Below are 16077 nucleotides of genomic sequence, written 5' to 3'. Positions count from 1 at the left end.
GTTGGCAATCCAATCCTAACCTCTCTTGACCACCCGCCACCCCATAGGATCTGAGGCGCTGGCGGAGCGAGCCTCGAAGGATGCACGGCCACCAGCGGGGCCGTCGCCCCTTCGAGGCTCGCTCCGCTCGCACCTCAGGGGTGACGGATTTAGCATAGTAGCGGGCGCTACCGCAGCGCTCTCGCGGTCTCCACCAGCCGGATGCTGTTCGTGGCGGTGGCGAGCAGCGTGCCGTCTTCGGCGGTTAGTTTCCCCGCGACGAAGGCGATCGTCTTGCCGAGCTGGGTGACGGTCGCTTCGCCGACGATCGGCCCGGGCTTTGCCGGCGCCAGGAAATTCACCGTCATGGTGATGGTCGTGGTGTAGAGCCGGCCCTCGGTCATGACGAACACCGCCGGCCCCATCGTGTCGTCGAGCATCGCCGACAGGATGCCACCCTGGACGAAGCCGGCCGGATTGCAAAAGTCCTGCTTGCCGTCGAAGCCGATCCGGATCCAGCCGTCCTTCGGGCGTGCATCGAGCGGGTGCCAGCCGAGCAGCCTTGAACAGGGCGGTGCGGGAATGCGGTCGAGCGCGGTTGCGATCATGGCGGACCTCCGTTTAAGGAGGTCGTAGCCGAACCCTGCTGCCAGCATGGTGTCAGCAGGCCGCGACAGCGCTAGAGATCGAGCCCGTGCACGATCACCTTGCGCATGACGTTGGGGAAGGCCTCGTCGGCGAGCGTTGCGACCGGCACCCAGCGCATGCCCGTAGGCGCCCGCGTGCGTGCCGGGACAGTCGCGGTATAAACAGCGAGCTCCAGCGGGAAATGCGTGAAGACGTGGGTGACGACGCCGGCCTTGCGGTGCCAGCGCGTGACGCCCTTGAGCTTAGGCGCCTGCGCCAGCGCTTGCCTGTCCTCCTGACCCGCGAGCCAGTCCGAGCCCGGCACCTCGGTCATGCCGCCGAGCAGGCCCTTCTCGGGCCGCGACCGCACCAGGAGCTCGTCGCCGCGCGTGACGATGAAGGCCGCGCCGCGGCGCAGGGTGCCGCTCTTCTTCGGCGCCTTACGCGGGAACGTCTCCTGATCACCACGGGTGCGCGCGGCACAATCGTCGTTGAGCGGACACAGCGCGCAAGCCGGCTTCTTCGGCGTGCAGATCGTGGCGCCGAGGTCCATCAGCGCCTGCGCACTATCGCCGGCGCGAGACGGCCCGAGCAACGTCGCGGCAAGTTGCTGGATCAGCGGCTTCGCCTGCGGCAGCGGCTCCTCCAAGGCGTAGAGCCTGGAGACCACGCGCTCGATATTGCCGTCGACCGGCATCGTCCGCCGGTCGAACGCGATCGCCGCGATGGCCGCCGCGGTGTAGGGCCCGATGCCCGGCAGCGCACGCAGACCCTCTTCGGTGTCCGGAAATATGCCGCCATGGTCGCGCTCAACCGCGACCGCGCAGGCATGCAGGTTGCGCGCCCGCGAGTAATAACCGAGCCCCGCCCACATCCGCAGCACGTCATCGAGCGACGCGCGGCCAAGCGCCGTCACGTCGGGCCAGCGCGCGACGAACTTCTCGAAGTACGGACCGACCGCCTTCACCGTGGTCTGCTGCAGCATGATCTCCGACAGCCACACCCGGTAGGGATCGGCGCGTTCCCCCGCCGCCGCCCGCCACGGCAGCCGCCGGCGATGGCGGTCATACCAGGCGAGCAGCAGGGCTGGTCGATCGGCGGGAACCTCCTGGCGTTTCGCCTTGATGGCTGCAGACAGCTTCATGAGCCGAGCCTAGTCGATCGCAGCGCAAATCTCTCCACGTCATGCCCGGGCTTGTCCCGGGCATCCACGCCTTTCTTTTTTGGGTAGACCAAGACGTGGATGGCCGAGTCATAGGCGAGCGGAAGCGACGCCGTCCTTCAGACGGCTGCGCCCGGCCATGACGATGGATACAGTTTCCGATCCATATTCTCGCAATGCTATAAGCCCGACATGTCAAAACCCGGCCCGATCAGTGCAAAACCGCTTTCCATCCTGCTCAGCGACGTCTTCACCGACGCCTATGCAAAACAGGGCTTTGCCGCGCGCGAGCTGGTGACGCGCTGGGGCGAGATCGCCGGCGAGCGCATCGCCGCCTATTGCGAGCCGTTGAAAATGCAGTGGCCGCGGCCGGTGGAGGGCCAGCCGCAGGAACCCGCGACCCTGGTCCTGCGGGTCGAGGGGCCGATGGCGCTCGAGATCCAGCACTCCTCGGACGTCATCCTGGAGCGGGTGAACCGCTTCTTCGGCTGGCATGCGGTCGGCCGGCTGACGATCCGGCAGGCGCCGCTGTCGCGCCGCAATCGCCCGACCCGGCCGCGGACGCCGGATGCCATGGCGGTGGCCAGGGAGGCCGAAGGCCTCAGCGCCGTGGAGGACGAGGATCTTCGCGCGGCGCTGGCCCGGCTGGGAGCCTCGATCAAGCGAAATTGACGCTTTTCCACGCGGTTGCCGCTCTGGCCCGCCATTGCCACATTGGTGGTTTCAAGCTAGCGAAGGCTTCCTTTTCGGGCCCCTCTATTTCCGGCGTGAACGCGCCAATCCGGGAGCAGACCTTGATCATCACGCGCCGCGCTTTCACCACCGCTCTCTCGCTGACCGGGCTTGCCGCCCTCGCCGGCCTGTCGCCGCTCGGCCTGATTACCGACGCGTTCGCCCAGAGCGCCGCTGATGTCGCAAAACCGCAATCTTTGCCCGACATGGCGCTCGGCCCGCAGAACGCCACGGTGACCATCACCGAATACGCCTCGATGACCTGCCCGCATTGCGCCAATTTCAACGAGACGGTGTTCCCGAAGATCAAGTCGACCTACATCGACTCGGGCAAGATCCGCTACGTGTTCCGCGAATTCCCGCTCGACATCAAGGCCGCCGCCGGCTCGATGCTGGCGCGCTGCATCGCCAAGGACGACGCGCCGAAATTCTTCGCGGTGATCGATCTCTTGTTCCGCCAGCAGAACGACTGGGTGGTGAAGAACACCACCGAGACGCTGACGCGGATCGGCAGGCAGGCAGGCTTGAGCCAGCAGCAGGTCGACGACTGCTTGAAGGACCAGAAGCTGCTCGACAAGATCGCCGCCGACCAGAAATACGCCAACGAGGTTTTGAAGGTGAATTCGACGCCGACCTTCTTCATCAACGGCGAAATGCTGAAGGGCGAGACCTCGTTCGAGGAATTCAGCAAGCGCATCGATTCGCTGCTGAAGGCCTGATCGACTACGCACAAGATTGACCTCGCGCCGGCGCTCACAAACCGCCGGCGCGATGATTGTGGATGACGCAAACGTCGCGACGCGCGGCGCGCGCGTCATTTCGTTGTTGAAAACTTGATTCGCGAGAACCGGATTCTTACGGCCCACAAAGGCCGTAAAACCTTGCAAATCCCTTGGGAAAAGCCGCATCAAGCGGTTGCCCTCAAGCCCCGGCCTCGCCATTGTCCGCCTTCATGAGAGCTGCACGCAGCGACTCACCCAGACACCGACATTGCCTTCTATGGCATTGTCACGGCAGGGAGATTCGCGCCCGGCCAAGCGAGATTTGTGTACATGAAGCTCACGCGCCTCCGCCTCCACGGTTTCAAGTCGTTCGTTGAACCCACCGACTTCATGATCGAACCGGGCCTGACCGGTGTCGTCGGACCGAACGGCTGTGGCAAATCCAATCTCGTCGAGGCGCTGCGCTGGGCGATGGGCGAGACCTCGCACAAATCGCTGCGCGCCGCCGACATGGACGCGGTGATCTTCGCCGGTTCCGGCAATCGTCCGGCGCGCAACCACGCCGAAGTGGTGATGACGATCGACAATTCCGATCGCTCGGCGCCGGCCGCGGTCAATGACAGCCAGATCCTGGAAATCTCCCGCCGCATCGAGCGCGAGGCCGGCTCGGTCTATCGCATCAACGGCCGCGACGTGCGCGCGCGCGACGTGCAGATCCTGTTCGCCGACGCCGCTACCGGCGCGCGCTCGCCGGCGCTGGTCCACCAGGGCAAGATCGGTGAGATCATCCAGGCCAAGCCCGAGCAGCGCCGCCGCGTGCTGGAAGACGCCGCCGGCGTCGCCGGCCTGCACGCGCGCCGTCATGAAGCGGAGCTGCGGCTCAAGGCTGCCGAAACCAACCTCACCCGCGTCGAGGACGTGATCGGCCAGCTCACCGGCCAGATGGACGGCTTGAAGAAGCAGGCGCGCCAGGCGATCCGCTACCGCGAGGTCGCGGCCAAGGTGCGCAAGTCCGAGGCCATGCTGTTCCACCTGCGCTGGATCGAGGCGCATGCCGACGTCAACGACGCTGCGCACACCCACGATCTCGCCGTGCGCGAGATGGCCGAGCGCACCCGCGAGCAGGCCGAAGCCGCCCGCATCCAGGCGATACGTGCCTCCGAACTGCCGGCACTGCGCGACGCCGAGGCGCGCGCCGCCGCCGGCCTGCAGCGCCTGACCAATGCGCGCGAATTGCTCGACCGCGAGGAGCAGCGCGCCAAGGAGCGTGTCGGCGAGCTCGATCGGCGTCTCACGCAATTTGCCGCCGACATCGCGCGCGAGCAGCAGCAGACCTCGGATGCCGACATCGCGCTGCAGCGGCTCGACACCGAAGACGCCGAGCTGAAGGAAGAGATCAAGTCGCGGGTCGAGAAGCGCTCCGGCGTCGACGAGCGCGTCGCCGAAGCCGAAGCGATGCTGGCCGCGACCGAGCGCCAGTTCACCGAACTGACCACTGAGCTCGCCGACCTCACCGCGAAGCGCAACCAGCTCGAGGCCGGCGTACGCACCCATCGCGACCGCCTGGCGCGACTCGATCAGGAGATCGCCAACGTCCAGGCCGAGGAGCAAAAGCTCGCGCAGGAGACCGGCAGTCTCGGCGACATCGACGCGCTCGCTGCCGCCATGGAGATGGCGCAGCAGACGCTCGCCGAATCCGAAGCCGCCGTGCAGGCGAACGAAGCCCATCACGTCGCCGCGCGGCAGACGCTTGAGTCGTCCCGCTCGCCGCTTGCGGAGGCCGAGAAGCGCGTCCAGCGGCTCGAGACCGAAGCCCGCACCATCTCCAAGCTGGTCACCAGCGAGACCAAGAATCTGTGGCCGCCGATCATCGACGGCATCACGGTGGCCAAGGGCTACGAGAAGGCGATCGGCGCCGTGCTCGGCGACGATCTCGATGCGCCGGTCGATCCCTCGGCGCCGATGCGCTGGACCAATGCCGGCGCAACCTTTGAGGACCCCTCGCTGCCCGATGGCGTCGAGCGTCTCTCCGATCATGTGCAGGCCCCGCCGGAGCTGGCGCGGCGCCTGGCGCAGATCGGCGTCGTCGCCAAGGAACGCGGCGCGGCGCTGGTGTCGCAGCTCAGGACCGGCCAGCGGCTGGTGTCGCTCGAGGGCGACGTCTGGCGCTGGGACGGCTTCGTTGCCGACGCGCATGCCCCGACCGGGGCGGCACGCCGCCTTGCCGAGCGCGCCCGCCTGGTCGATATCGAACAGGAGCTGGAGCAGGCCCGCACCGACGCCGCCGCCAAGCGTCAGGCGCTGGAGACCGCCGAAGCCGAGCTGCGAACCGCCTCGGCTGCGGAAGCCGCTTCCCGCGAAGCTGTCCGCGCGGCGCGCCGCGAGGCCGATGCCGCGCGCGAGCGTCACGCCGCGACCGAGCGCGAGATCAGCCGCCACGCGGCGCGCAAATCGGCGTTGACCGAGGCGCACACCCGTGTTGCTGCCGACCGCGCCGAAGCTGAAGCGGCGCATGAAAGCGCCGTCGGCGCGCTGACCGAGCTGCCGCCGAGCGGAGAGACCGAGACCCAGCTCGCTGCGGTCCGCGCCGAAATCGACAATCAGCGCCGTGCTGCCGCGCAGGTGCGGGCCGAGGCCCAGGCGCTCGCCCGTGAGGCCGAGCTCGCCGACCGCCGCGTGCAGGCGATCCTCGCCGAGCGCAACGACTGGCAGAACCGCAAGATCAGCGCCGCCTCCCAGGTCGAGACCATCGAGGCGCGCATCGCCGAGGTGTCGATCGAGCGCGAAGAGCTCGCCAATGCACCCGAGGTGTTCGCCGAGAAGCGCAGCGCGCTGATCACGGAGATCGAGCACGCCGAGAGCGATCGCCGGATTGCCGCCGACGCGCTCGCCACCGCGGAAGCCGCGATGGCGGAAACCGATCGCCTCGCCAAGGCCTCGCTTGAGGCGCTGTCAAGCGCCCGCGAAGGCACCGCGCGCGCCGAGGAGCGCATGGAAGGTACCCGCCGTCGCCTCGCCGATATCGAGCGCGAGATCCACGATATGCTCGAGGTCGAGCCGCAGGCGGTCGCAGGCCTCGCCGAGATCGAGCCGGGCGCGGAGCTGCCGCCGGTCGGCCAGATCGAGGAGGAGCTGGAAAAGCTGCGCCGCGACCGCGAGCGGCTGGGCGCGGTCAACCTGCGCGCCGAGGAAGAGCTGAAGGAGGTCGAGACCCAGCACACCGCGCTGACCACCGAGCGCGACGACCTTGTCGAAGCCATCAAGCGGCTGCGCCAGGGCATCCAGAGCCTCAACCGCGAGGCGCGCGAGCGTCTGTTGACCTCGTTCGAGACCGTCAACAACCACTTCAAGCGCCTGTTCGTCGAGCTGTTCGGCGGCGGCGAAGCCGCGCTGCATCTGATCGAGAGCGATGATCCGCTCGAAGCGGGCCTCGAGATCATCGCAAAGCCGCCGGGCAAGAAGCCGCAGACGCTGTCGCTGCTCTCGGGCGGCGAGCAGGCGCTGACCGCGCTGGCACTGATCTTCGCGGTGTTCCTGACCAACCCGTCGCCGATCTGCGTGCTGGACGAAGTCGACGCGCCGCTCGACGACCACAACGTCGAACGCTTCTGCAACCTGCTGCACGAGATGACCGGCTCGACCGAGACGCGCTTCATCATCATCACGCACAATCCGATCACGATGGCGCGGATGAACCGCCTGTTCGGCGTCACCATGGCCGAGCGTGGCGTGTCGCAACTGGTCTCGGTCGACCTGCAGGGCGCGGTGGATATCCTCGACCAGAACGTGGCGTAGGCTGACGCCCACGCCCGGCGCCGTCATTGCGAGGAGCTCGCGACAAAATTGCAAAGCAATTTTGCGCTGAAGCGACGAAGCAATCCATGCCTCGGCAAACGGCGCGATGGATTGCTTCGCTCCGCTCGCAATGACGTGAAGCTAGCGCCATGACGACGTCACCTGATCTGCCTGCGGAGCTGAAAGCGGCGCTCAACGTCAGGCTTGAAGGCCAGTCGCGCAGCGACGCGGCGGGCCGTGCCGCCGTGATCTCGCAGACCTATCGCGAGGGTGGCGGCTCCGGCACGATCAAATCCGAGACCGATGCGCTGGCCTACGCGCTGGCGCGGATGCCGGCGACCTATGCGGCCGTGGTCGCGAGCCTGAACGCGCTCGCCGGGATCAGACCAGATTTCGCACCGGCCAGCCTGCTCGACGTCGGCGCCGGCCCGGGCACCGCGACCTGGGCGGCTTCAGAAGCGTTTTTATCGCTGCAGCAATTCACCCTGCTCGACGCCAACGGCGCGTTGCGAACGCTGGCGAAGGAGCTGTTTCACGATAGCTCGCGTCTACGACAAGTCGCGTACGAACTCGGGCAAGCCCGTACGTTGCTTACCCAAGCCGATGCCGCCGATCTCGTCGTTGCCAGCTACATGATCGGCGAGATCGGCGATGCCGAGCGGACGGCGCTTGCCGATGCATTGTGGGCGAAGACCATGGACACCCTGCTCGTCGTCGAACCCGGTACGCCCGCGGGCTACGCGCGGATCATCTCACTCCGCGCACGCTTGATCGCGGCCGGCGCCCATGTCGCCGCGCCCTGCCCGCATGACGGCACTTGCCCGCTGATTGCGCCGGACTGGTGCCATTTCAGCCAGCGCCTGCAGCGCTCGCGCGCCCACAAGCAGGTCAAGGGCGCCGAGCTACCGTTCGAGGACGAACGATTTGCCTATGTCGCGCTGACCCGGACGCCGCTCATCGCACGGCCCTCGCGCGTTCTGGCGCAGCCCGAGGTCGGCAAGGTCGAGACATCGGCCAAGCTCTGCACACCCGACGGTGTCGTGGTCGCAAAGGTGCCTCGCCGCGCCAAGGCCGACTATGCCCGTGCCCGGCGATGGCGATGGGGCGATGCGGTGGACGACAGCCTCCGTCGTCCCGGCGAAGGCCGGGACCCATAACCACCAAAGCCTATTGTTAACGAAGACGTTGGCCGCAGTGCCTAAAGAGAGACCGCGGCGTATGGGTCCCGGCCTTCGCCGGGACGACTCTGTTGAACTAATTCGACACCATGACCGACCAAGCCAGTGCCCACCTCTTCCCGGCGGGCTGCCGTGCGCCCGGTTTTGGGCTACGGTGCCGCCGTTTCGTCCCATCAGGAGCTGCCCTGTCATGTCGACCAGCTGGATCGTTATCGGCGTCATCGTCATTCTCGTGCTGTTTGCGTTTGGCGCCTACAACCGCCTCGTCGCGCTCAGCCAGCGCGTCGGCCAGGCCTTCGCCGACATCGACGTCCAGCTCAAGCAGCGGCACGACCTGATCCCGAACCTAGTCGAGACCGTGAAGGGCTACGCCGCGCACGAGCGCGGCACGCTCGACGACGTGATCAAGGCGCGCAATTCGGCGATGTCGGCGCAGGGGCCGGCGCAGGTGTCGGCGGCCGAGAACCAGCTGTCCGGCGCACTCGGCCGGCTGATCGCGCTGTCGGAGGCCTATCCGGACCTCAAGGCCAACGCCAACTTCCAGCAGCTTGCCGGCGAGCTCTCCGATCTCGAGAACAAGATCGCCGCCAGCCGCCGCTTCTTCAACAACGCGGTCCAGGAATACAACACCGGCATCCAGCAGATGCCGGCCGCCCTGTTCGCCGGCGTCTTCGGCTTCACCCGCAAGGACTTCTTCGACCTCGGCGCCAGCCGCACCGAAGTCGAGGTGGCACCGAGCGTGAAGTTCTGAGGCCCGACCTCCTCCGGCGAGAAGCAGCCCGCTCATGGCCGCCTACGGTCTCTACACGCATATCGCATCGAACAAGTTTCGTTCGATGCTGCTGCTCGGCGGCCTTTTTCTGCTGATCTACGTGCTGGTCTATGCCGGCGCGCTGGTCGCCGAGGTGATGATCAACAGCAACCGCTCGGTCGACTATTACCTGACCCACGCTTCGCGCGACCTGGTCTCGGCCTTCCCCTACGCGACGATCGCCGCGGCCGCCTGGATCGTGATCGCCTATTTCTTCCACCAGAACATGATCGACGCCATCACCGGCGGCGAGAGCGTGACGCGGCAGCAGCAGCCGCGGCTCTACAATCTCCTGGAAAACCTCTGCATCTCGCGCGGCATCCCGATGCCGAAGCTGAAGGTGATGGACAGCCCGGCGCTGAACGCCTTCGCGAGCGGGTTGAACCGGCGGCAATACGCCATCACCGTCACCACCGGCCTGTTGAACGCGCTGAACGACCAGGAGATCGAGGCCGTGCTCGGCCACGAGCTCACCCACATCAAGAACGGCGACGTGCAGTTGATGGTGGTCGCCGTGATCATCGCCGGCGCGGTCGGCTTCTTCGGCGAACTGTTCTTCCGCGCCTTCACCAATCTGTCGTGGAACTCGACCGGCAGCGGCTGGTCGTCCCCGTCGTCATCCTCATCCTCGTCGTCGTCCTCCTCGTCGGATCGCGACAGCAAGGGCTCCGGCGGTGGCGCGATCATCGTCATCATCATCGCGGTGGCGCTGATCATGCTGGCCTGGCTGTTGTCGCAGGTGGTCAAGCTCGCGCTGTCGCGCTCGCGCGAATTCCTGGCCGAGGCCGGCTCGGTCGAGCTGACCAAGAATCCGGACGCGATGATCTCGGCGCTGCGCAAGATCGAGAACCGCGGCGAGCTGGAAGGCGCGACCTCGGCGGTGATGGAGCTCTGCGTCGACAATCCGCGCGAAGGCTTTGCCGACCTGTTTGCGACCCACCCCTCGGTGCAGTCCCGGGTCGATGCGCTGGTGAAATATGCCGGCGGCCGCGATCCCGGGCCGCTCGCTCTGCCCGAGGACGGCTCCGGGGAGAGCGACGCGCAGGCGGAACCGACTGACGGCACCGTTCAGCCGCCGCCGCTGCCCAATGGGCCGTCGAGGGGTCCTTGGGGTAACGCCACCGCGCCTGCCGGCTCCCCGCCGTCTGCGCCGGGGCACGCCCAAGGCCCGTTCCAGGGCCCCCTTCAGGGGCCTTGGGGCCGACACGTCTAACTGCGCCGTACCCCACTCTGTCCATTAAGGAAATCCCCACCAAACCCGCGGTGGGCGGCTTAAAGAATTGAATTCCCCCTTGTTTCTGCCATGTTCGCGCCCAAAGCAGGTACGGGGACTTGCCGATCGCCCTCGCGATCGGGGGCGCGTTGAGGGATTTCCATGGCAAAGCCAGTCGTGATTGTGGTGGGCGCTGATAAGGGCGGGGTCGGCAAGACCACCGTGTCGCGGACCCTCCTGGACTATTTCAGTGCCAACAATGTGCAGACCCGGGCCTTCGACACCGAGTCGCCGCGCGGCACGCTGAAGCGCTTCCACCCCGACATCACCGAGATCGTCGACATGACGACGACCGCGGACCAGATGAAGATCTTCGATACGCTGAGCTCCGGTCCATCGGTCACCGTGATCGACGTCCGCGCCGGCCTGCTGTCGCCTGCGCTGGCCTCGCTGCGCGACATCGGCTTCCTCGATGCCGCGCGCTCCGGCCAGATCACCTTTGCCGTGTTCCATATCCTGGGCCCGTCGATCGCCTCGCTGGACGAGATCGCCGAGACCGCCAACTTCATGGGCGGCGCGAAATACTTCCTGGTGAAGAACTTCATCAACGACACCCAGTTCTTCCAGTGGGACCAGGCGACCTACAACTCCTACTTCCACCGCATCAAGGACGCCACCGACCTCACGATCCCCAAGCTCAACGAAATGGCCTATGAGCAGGTCGAGGTCTCCTCGGTGCCGTTCCTCAAATTCGTCGCCAACAAGGGCAAGGAGGACGAGGCCGCGAACTACTCCTTCGTGCTGCGCGGCTATGTCCGGCACTGGCTGGCCAACGTCTGGAGCGAGTTCGACCGGATCAAGCTGACCGACCTGGTCGGCGCCAAGTCGACCACCCGCGGCGGTGAAAAATAGTCGCGCGCCGGCCCGCGAGAGGGCTGGATTAGGCGAAAATTTGGCCTGATATAGCGGGCGATGTCATCGACGCCCGTCTACATCATCTGCTCCCCCCGCCCGCAGGTCGGCAAGACGCTGCTCGCGCGGCTTTTGAGCGAATTTTTGCTGCTCAAGAACGGCGACGTGGTCGCCTTCGACATCAACCTGAGGGAGCCGTCGCTGCTCGACTATCTGCCGCGGATCACCGAGACCGCCGACGTGATCGACACCTACGGCAAGATGCAGCTGATGGACCGCGTCATCGTCAATGACGGCATCGCCAAGGTGATCGACCTCGGTTACCACGCCTTCGACGAATTCTTCAAAATGTGCGACGAGATCGGGCTGATGAAGGAGGCGCTGCGCCGCCGCGTCGCGCCGGTCATCCTGTTCGTCGCCGACACCGACCGCGTCTCGCTGCGCGGCTACGAGACGCTGCACGGCATGATCCCGCCGAACGCGCTCGTCGTCGTCGACAACGAGTTCGTGGTGCGCGGCGAGCTGCCGCCGGCGATGGCGCGCGGCCGCGTCATCCGCTTCCGCGCGCTGCCGGTTTTCCTGAAGACCTATATCGACCGGCTGACCTTCTCCTTCACCGGCTATCTGCGCCAGGAAAAGGATTCATCGACCGAGCTGCACCAGTGGATCCGGCGGAACTACACCACGCTCCGCGATCTCGAACTGAGCATGCTGCTGCAGAGGTCGTAGCCGTCGTCCCGGCTTTCGCCGGGATGACTCGTGGAGAGATCAATGCCCCTCGAACGCCATCAGCGTCCGCACCGGCACCTCCATCGCGCGCAGCTTGGCGGCGCCGCCGAGGTCCGGCAGGTCGATGATGAAGCAGGCGGCGACCACGTTGGCGCCAATCTGGCGCAAGAGCTTCACCGCGCCTTCCGCGGTGCCGCCCGTCGCGATCAGGTCGTCGACCAGGATCACGCGCTCGCCGGGCTGGATGGCGTCGGCGTGCATCTCCATCTCGTCGATGCCGTATTCCAGCGAATAGGCGATCCGCACCGTGGTGTGCGGCAGCTTGCCCTTCTTGCGGATCGGCACGAAGCCGGCGGAGAGCTGATGCGCCACCGCGCCGCCGAGGATGAAGCCGCGCGCCTCGATGCCCGCCACCTTGTCGACCTTCGACCCCGCCCAGGGATGCACGAGTTGGTCGACCGCCCGGCGGAACGCGCGGGCATCCGCGAGCAGCGTGGTGATGTCGCGGAACAGGATGCCCTTCTTCGGGTAGTCCGGGATGGTACGAACGGTTGCCTTGATGTCCTGGTCAAAGGTCATTGTGTCTCAATCCTACTCTATCGCTCCGTCATTGCGAGGAGCGAAGCGACGAAGCAATCCACTCTTGTTCCGGTGCGGCGAAATGGATTGCTTCGCTTCGCTCGCAATGACGGTTGCTATCAGTTCGCATTCAACCGGAATGCATTCTCCACAATACGCAAGCCCACCTCGCCGCCGAGCGACATCAGCGATTCCGGGTGGAACTGCACGCCGGCGACCGGCAGCGTCTTGTGTTCGATCGCCATCGCGACCCCGTCCTCGGTGGTCGCAGTCACCGTCAGCACGTCGGGCACACTGTCGCGCTCGACATAGAGCGAGTGGTAGCGGCCGATCACGATCTCATTCGGCAGGTTCTGCATCAAGCGCCCGCCGCTGACCTGGACGCGCGAGGGACGGCCATGCGCGGGCTGACCGAGTTGCCCGAGATGGCCGCCGAAATACTCGCCGATTGCCTGCACCCCTAAGCAGACGCCGAAGATCGGCAGCTTGTTCTCCAGCGCGGTGCCGATGGTCTTCGAGATACCGAAATCCTCAGGGCGACCGGGGCCGGGCGACAGCACCAGGAGGTCCCAGCCCTTCCGCTTCAGCATGTCCTGGGCGTGGATGTGCCTGACCACGGTGACGTTGGCGCCGACCTGGCGGAAGTAATCCGCCAGCATGTGCACAAAACTGTCGTCGTGATCGATCAGGAGCACGTTCTTGCCGGAGCCGGTGGCATCGGGTGCGAAGTCCGACAGCGGCTTCGGCGGATCGCCGCGCAGCGCTTGGAACAGCGCCGCCGCCTTGACCTGGCATTCGCGGTCCTCAGCCGCCGGATCAGAGTCGAACAGGCACGTCGCACCGACACGCACCTCGGCCAGGCCGTCCTTCATGCGGATGGTGCGGATGGTGAGGCCGGTGTTGATGCTGCCGTCGAAATTCACCGCGCCGATCGCCCCGGCGTACCAGCGCCGCGACGAGCGCTCGTGATCCTCGACGAACTGCATCGCCCACAATTTCGGCGCGCCGGTCACCGTCACCGCCCAGGCATGGGTCAGGAAGGCGTCGAGCGAATCGAAGCCCGGCCGCAGCATGCCCTCGACGTGATCCACTGTGTGGAACAGCTTTGAATAGGTCTCGATCTGGCGCCGCGCCAGCACCTTGATGGTGCCGGGCACGCAGACCCGCGCCTTGTCGTTGCGGTCGACGTCGGTGCACATGTTGAGCTCGAACTCGTCCTTCTCCGAGTTCAGGAGCTGGCGGATCTGCTCGGCATCACCGATCGCATCCGAGCCGCGCGCGATGGTGCCTGAGATCGGGCAGGTCTCGACCCTGCGGCCGTCGGAGCGCACGAACATTTCCGGCGACGCAGAGACCAGGAACTCGCCCTCGCCGAGGTTCATCAGCGCGCCATAGGGCGACGGGTTGATGCGGCACAGCCGTTGGAACACTTCCGCCGGCGAGCGCTCGCAGGGCTCGGCGAACAGCTGGCCGGGCACCGCCTCGAACAGGTCGCCGCGGGCAAACGCCGCGCGCGCGACCTCCACCGTTGCCTGGTATTCGCCCGGCGCGTGATCGGCAAAGCCCTGCCGCGGCGTCTTTGCATAGACGCTTGCCGCGGTGTCGTGCGGCAGGCCGGCCGTCGACTTGCCCTTCCAGGCGAAATCGTAAGCGAGCACGACGCCGCGCCCCGTGGCGCGGTCATAGGCGAGGAGGCGATCCGGCACATAGAGCACGATGTCGCGCTGGTCGGCCTCGCGCGTGCGCTTCTGCACGAGGTCCTCGATCTGGAACACGAGGTCGTAGGCGAAGGCGCCGAACAGGCCGAGCAGCGGATCGGCGTTGGAAGTGAACGCTGCCACCATGTCGCGCACCAACGACATCACGCTGGCGCGGCGGGTGCGCTGATCTTCCTCGACCGGCGCGGCGCCGCGGATGATGTGGCCGGCAAGCTTGGTGGCGCTGCGCTCTGATATCACGACGCAGGGCTCGCGCAGGACGTCGCCGAGGAAGGCGATCAAGACCTCGCCGCGCGGGTTCAAGGCTTGCAGCGTGAAATTGGTGCCGGCGGTCTCCAGCACGAGCGGCGGATCGGCAAAGCCGAGGTCAAAGCTCTCGTAGCGGCCGGGCACCGTCGTGCCCGAGGACAGCACCACGCCGCGGCGGCGGTCCAGCAGCGCGATCAGGTCGTCGAGGCGGCTGGCGCCGCTGGTGAACTGCTCGACCACGCGCACGACCGCAAGGCCGCCATTGGTCAGGTATTCGCTCTTGGCCGGCAGGGAAAAGGCTGTCCTGTTCATGTGATCCTCTTACGAGACTTGCCGAGAGAGCGCCACACAGGACAAACGAAGGGACCGTCGCACTGCGATGGCGACCTTCGACGACTTTTGGAAATGAAATCGCACCGGCCACCTATGAGAAGGTGGGCCACCAAAGACGGGATGGACTGGCAACGGTGCTCATGGGGCTAGTCACACCATCCGGCGCGGGCCGTGTCAAGGGATGGCCCGCGGCCCTGCCCCGGCCCGGGACAGCTTTTTCGGGTTTGAAAGGCCGGAAATCCGCGTAGGATTTGCCGCATCGGCGGTCGGTGGACCGCCCAAAAAACAGACAATTGGCGGAGCAGCGCAGATGGCGGTCTTGGGTCTCGGATATGCCGGCTTCGGGTCGGATGCGCTCGACGACTGGCGGCAATTCGGCACTGGGCTGGTCGGCCTGCAGGCGATCGAGCGCGGCAATTCGCTGCTCGCCTTCCGGATGGACGACCGCAAGCAGCGTATCGTGATCGACCGCGCGCTCAGCGAAGGCACGCGCTTCTTCGGCTGGGAGGTGGCAGATGCCACGGCGCTCGACGCGCTGGCGGCGCGGCTGGAGCGCGCCGGCATTCCGGTGGTGGCCGAGCCGCAGGCGCTTGCGGACATCAGGCGCGTCCGCGGCCTGATCTCGTTCCACGACCCCGCGGGCAATCGGCTCGAAGCGTTTCATGGCGCCGAGATCGACGACACGCCGTTCAAGCCGGGACGCTCGATCTCCGGCTTCCGCACCGGCCCGCTCGGCCTCGGCCACGCCGTGCTGACGGTTGAGAACATCGCGCCGGTGATGGCGTTCTATGTCGACGTGCTCGGCTTCGGGCTGAGCGACTACATCGAGAAGCCGTTCCGCGCCTACTTCTTCCACGTCAACCCACGCCACCACAGCCTGGCGCTGATCGAGACCGGCAAGAGCGGCATGCATCATTTGATGGTGGAGTTGTTCTCGCTCGACGATGTCGGCCAGTCCTACGACATCGCGATGAAGGAGGATCGCGTCAACGTCACGCTTGGACGTCACACCAACGATTTCATGACGTCGTTCTACGCCAAGACGCCGTCATCTTTCATGGCCGAATGCGGCTGGGGCGGCCGCGAGATCGATCCGGCGAACTGGACGCCGGTCGAGATGCATGACGGCCCGAGCCTGTGGGGCCATGAGCGGGTCTGGCTGTCGCCGGAAGACCGCGCGGTTGCACGCGAGATGCGGATGCGCGCCGCCGCCGAGGGCAAGCGCGCGCCGGTGCAGGTGATGGAAGGCAATTACAGGCTGATGTCGGGCACCTGCCCGTGGTGGGACGGGGTGAAGGCCGGAAACTGAAAATACGTAGCCCGGATGGAGCGAAGCGA

The 16077-nt window shown here is 66.3% G+C and carries 13 protein-coding genes; 9 read left to right on the top strand and 4 right to left on the bottom strand.

Going from position 1 to position 16077, the window contains the following annotated elements:
* Positions 1 to 167: 167 nt before the first annotated feature.
* Both ACFFWD_RS37320 and mutY read right to left on the bottom strand, forming a co-directional pair.
* A complete protein-coding gene (locus ACFFWD_RS37320; protein ID WP_376974246.1) occupies positions 168 to 587 on the bottom strand; it encodes a PaaI family thioesterase in 420 nt (139 codons plus the stop codon).
* A gap of 71 nt (positions 588 to 658) precedes the next feature.
* Positions 659 to 1750, bottom strand: coding sequence for an A/G-specific adenine glycosylase (gene mutY, locus ACFFWD_RS37315; RefSeq protein ID WP_376974244.1), 1092 nt, complete (start codon positions 1748 to 1750; stop codon positions 659 to 661).
* Positions 1751 to 1960: 210 nt separating this feature from the next.
* On the opposite strand from mutY, the gene ACFFWD_RS37310 reads away from it, so the two are divergent.
* The 8 genes from ACFFWD_RS37310 (at position 1961) to ACFFWD_RS37275 (ending at position 11860) form a co-directional block, all read left to right on the top strand.
* Positions 1961 to 2440 (top strand): DUF721 domain-containing protein, encoded by a 480-nt coding sequence (locus ACFFWD_RS37310; protein ID WP_376974242.1) that lies wholly within the window; start codon positions 1961 to 1963, stop codon positions 2438 to 2440.
* 122 nt (positions 2441 to 2562) lie between these two features.
* Complete coding sequence (locus ACFFWD_RS37305) at positions 2563 to 3219, top strand: DsbA family protein (RefSeq protein ID WP_376974240.1); 657 nt, start codon at positions 2563 to 2565, stop codon at positions 3217 to 3219.
* 333 nt (positions 3220 to 3552) lie between these two features.
* Entirely contained in the window at positions 3553 to 7017 is a 3465-nt protein-coding gene (gene smc, locus ACFFWD_RS37300; RefSeq protein ID WP_376974238.1) for a chromosome segregation protein SMC, read from the top strand.
* Positions 7018 to 7166: 149 nt separating this feature from the next.
* Positions 7167 to 8174 (top strand): small ribosomal subunit Rsm22 family protein, encoded by a 1008-nt coding sequence (locus tag ACFFWD_RS37295; protein ID WP_376974236.1) that lies wholly within the window; start codon positions 7167 to 7169, stop codon positions 8172 to 8174.
* A 211-nt stretch (positions 8175 to 8385) separates the two neighbouring features.
* On the top strand, positions 8386 to 8946 hold the full coding sequence (locus tag ACFFWD_RS37290) for a LemA family protein (RefSeq protein ID WP_376974234.1): 561 nt from the start codon (positions 8386 to 8388) through the stop codon (positions 8944 to 8946).
* Between the two features lie 34 nt (positions 8947 to 8980).
* Entirely contained in the window at positions 8981 to 10219 is a 1239-nt protein-coding gene (locus ACFFWD_RS37285) for a M48 family metallopeptidase (RefSeq protein ID WP_376974232.1), read from the top strand.
* 162 nt (positions 10220 to 10381) lie between these two features.
* Entirely contained in the window at positions 10382 to 11131 is a 750-nt protein-coding gene (locus ACFFWD_RS37280) for a P-loop NTPase family protein (protein ID WP_376974230.1), read from the top strand.
* Between the two features lie 60 nt (positions 11132 to 11191).
* Positions 11192 to 11860, top strand: coding sequence for a P-loop NTPase family protein (locus ACFFWD_RS37275; RefSeq protein ID WP_376974228.1), 669 nt, complete (start codon positions 11192 to 11194; stop codon positions 11858 to 11860).
* Between the two features lie 39 nt (positions 11861 to 11899).
* Here ACFFWD_RS37275 and ACFFWD_RS37270 read toward each other — a convergent pair whose 3' ends face one another.
* A complete protein-coding gene (locus ACFFWD_RS37270; RefSeq protein WP_376974226.1) occupies positions 11900 to 12439 on the bottom strand; it encodes an adenine phosphoribosyltransferase in 540 nt (179 codons plus the stop codon).
* Between the two features lie 119 nt (positions 12440 to 12558).
* Entirely contained in the window at positions 12559 to 14718 is a 2160-nt protein-coding gene (locus ACFFWD_RS37265) for an anthranilate synthase component I (RefSeq protein ID WP_376974224.1), read from the bottom strand.
* Between the two features lie 331 nt (positions 14719 to 15049).
* Here ACFFWD_RS37265 and ACFFWD_RS37260 point away from each other — a divergent pair, with 331 nt between their 5' ends.
* Complete coding sequence (locus tag ACFFWD_RS37260; RefSeq protein ID WP_376974222.1) at positions 15050 to 16048, top strand: VOC family protein; 999 nt, start codon at positions 15050 to 15052, stop codon at positions 16046 to 16048.
* The last annotated feature ends 29 nt before the right edge of the window (positions 16049 to 16077 follow it).

This window comes from Bradyrhizobium erythrophlei (assembly GCF_042430365.1).
In the GTDB taxonomy this organism is placed as follows: Bacteria; Pseudomonadota; Alphaproteobacteria; order Rhizobiales; family Xanthobacteraceae; genus Bradyrhizobium; species Bradyrhizobium erythrophlei.
The sequence above is the reverse complement of the archived record's forward strand: the minus strand, read 5'-3'. Positions and strand labels throughout refer to the sequence as shown.

What these genes read in the sequence shown, in the direction of transcription:
- ACFFWD_RS37320 (WP_376974246.1), bottom strand. Translation starts at nt 587, where the DNA reads ATGATCGCAACCGCGCTCGACCGCATTCCCGCACCGCCCTGTTCAAGG.
- mutY (WP_376974244.1), bottom strand. Translation starts at nt 1,750, where the DNA reads ATGAAGCTGTCTGCAGCCATCAAGGCGAAACGCCAGGAGGTTCCCGCC.
- ACFFWD_RS37310 (WP_376974242.1), top strand. Translation starts at nt 1,961, where the DNA reads ATGTCAAAACCCGGCCCGATCAGTGCAAAACCGCTTTCCATCCTGCTC.
- smc (WP_376974238.1), top strand. Translation starts at nt 3,553, where the DNA reads ATGAAGCTCACGCGCCTCCGCCTCCACGGTTTCAAGTCGTTCGTTGAA.
- ACFFWD_RS37295 (WP_376974236.1), top strand. Translation starts at nt 7,167, where the DNA reads ATGACGACGTCACCTGATCTGCCTGCGGAGCTGAAAGCGGCGCTCAAC.
- ACFFWD_RS37290 (WP_376974234.1), top strand. Translation starts at nt 8,386, where the DNA reads ATGTCGACCAGCTGGATCGTTATCGGCGTCATCGTCATTCTCGTGCTG.
- ACFFWD_RS37285 (WP_376974232.1), top strand. Translation starts at nt 8,981, where the DNA reads ATGGCCGCCTACGGTCTCTACACGCATATCGCATCGAACAAGTTTCGT.
- ACFFWD_RS37280 (WP_376974230.1), top strand. Translation starts at nt 10,382, where the DNA reads ATGGCAAAGCCAGTCGTGATTGTGGTGGGCGCTGATAAGGGCGGGGTC.
- ACFFWD_RS37275 (WP_376974228.1), top strand. Translation starts at nt 11,192, where the DNA reads ATGTCATCGACGCCCGTCTACATCATCTGCTCCCCCCGCCCGCAGGTC.
- ACFFWD_RS37270 (WP_376974226.1), bottom strand. Translation starts at nt 12,439, where the DNA reads ATGACCTTTGACCAGGACATCAAGGCAACCGTTCGTACCATCCCGGAC.
- ACFFWD_RS37265 (WP_376974224.1), bottom strand. Translation starts at nt 14,718, where the DNA reads ATGAACAGGACAGCCTTTTCCCTGCCGGCCAAGAGCGAATACCTGACC.
- ACFFWD_RS37260 (WP_376974222.1), top strand. Translation starts at nt 15,050, where the DNA reads ATGGCGGTCTTGGGTCTCGGATATGCCGGCTTCGGGTCGGATGCGCTC.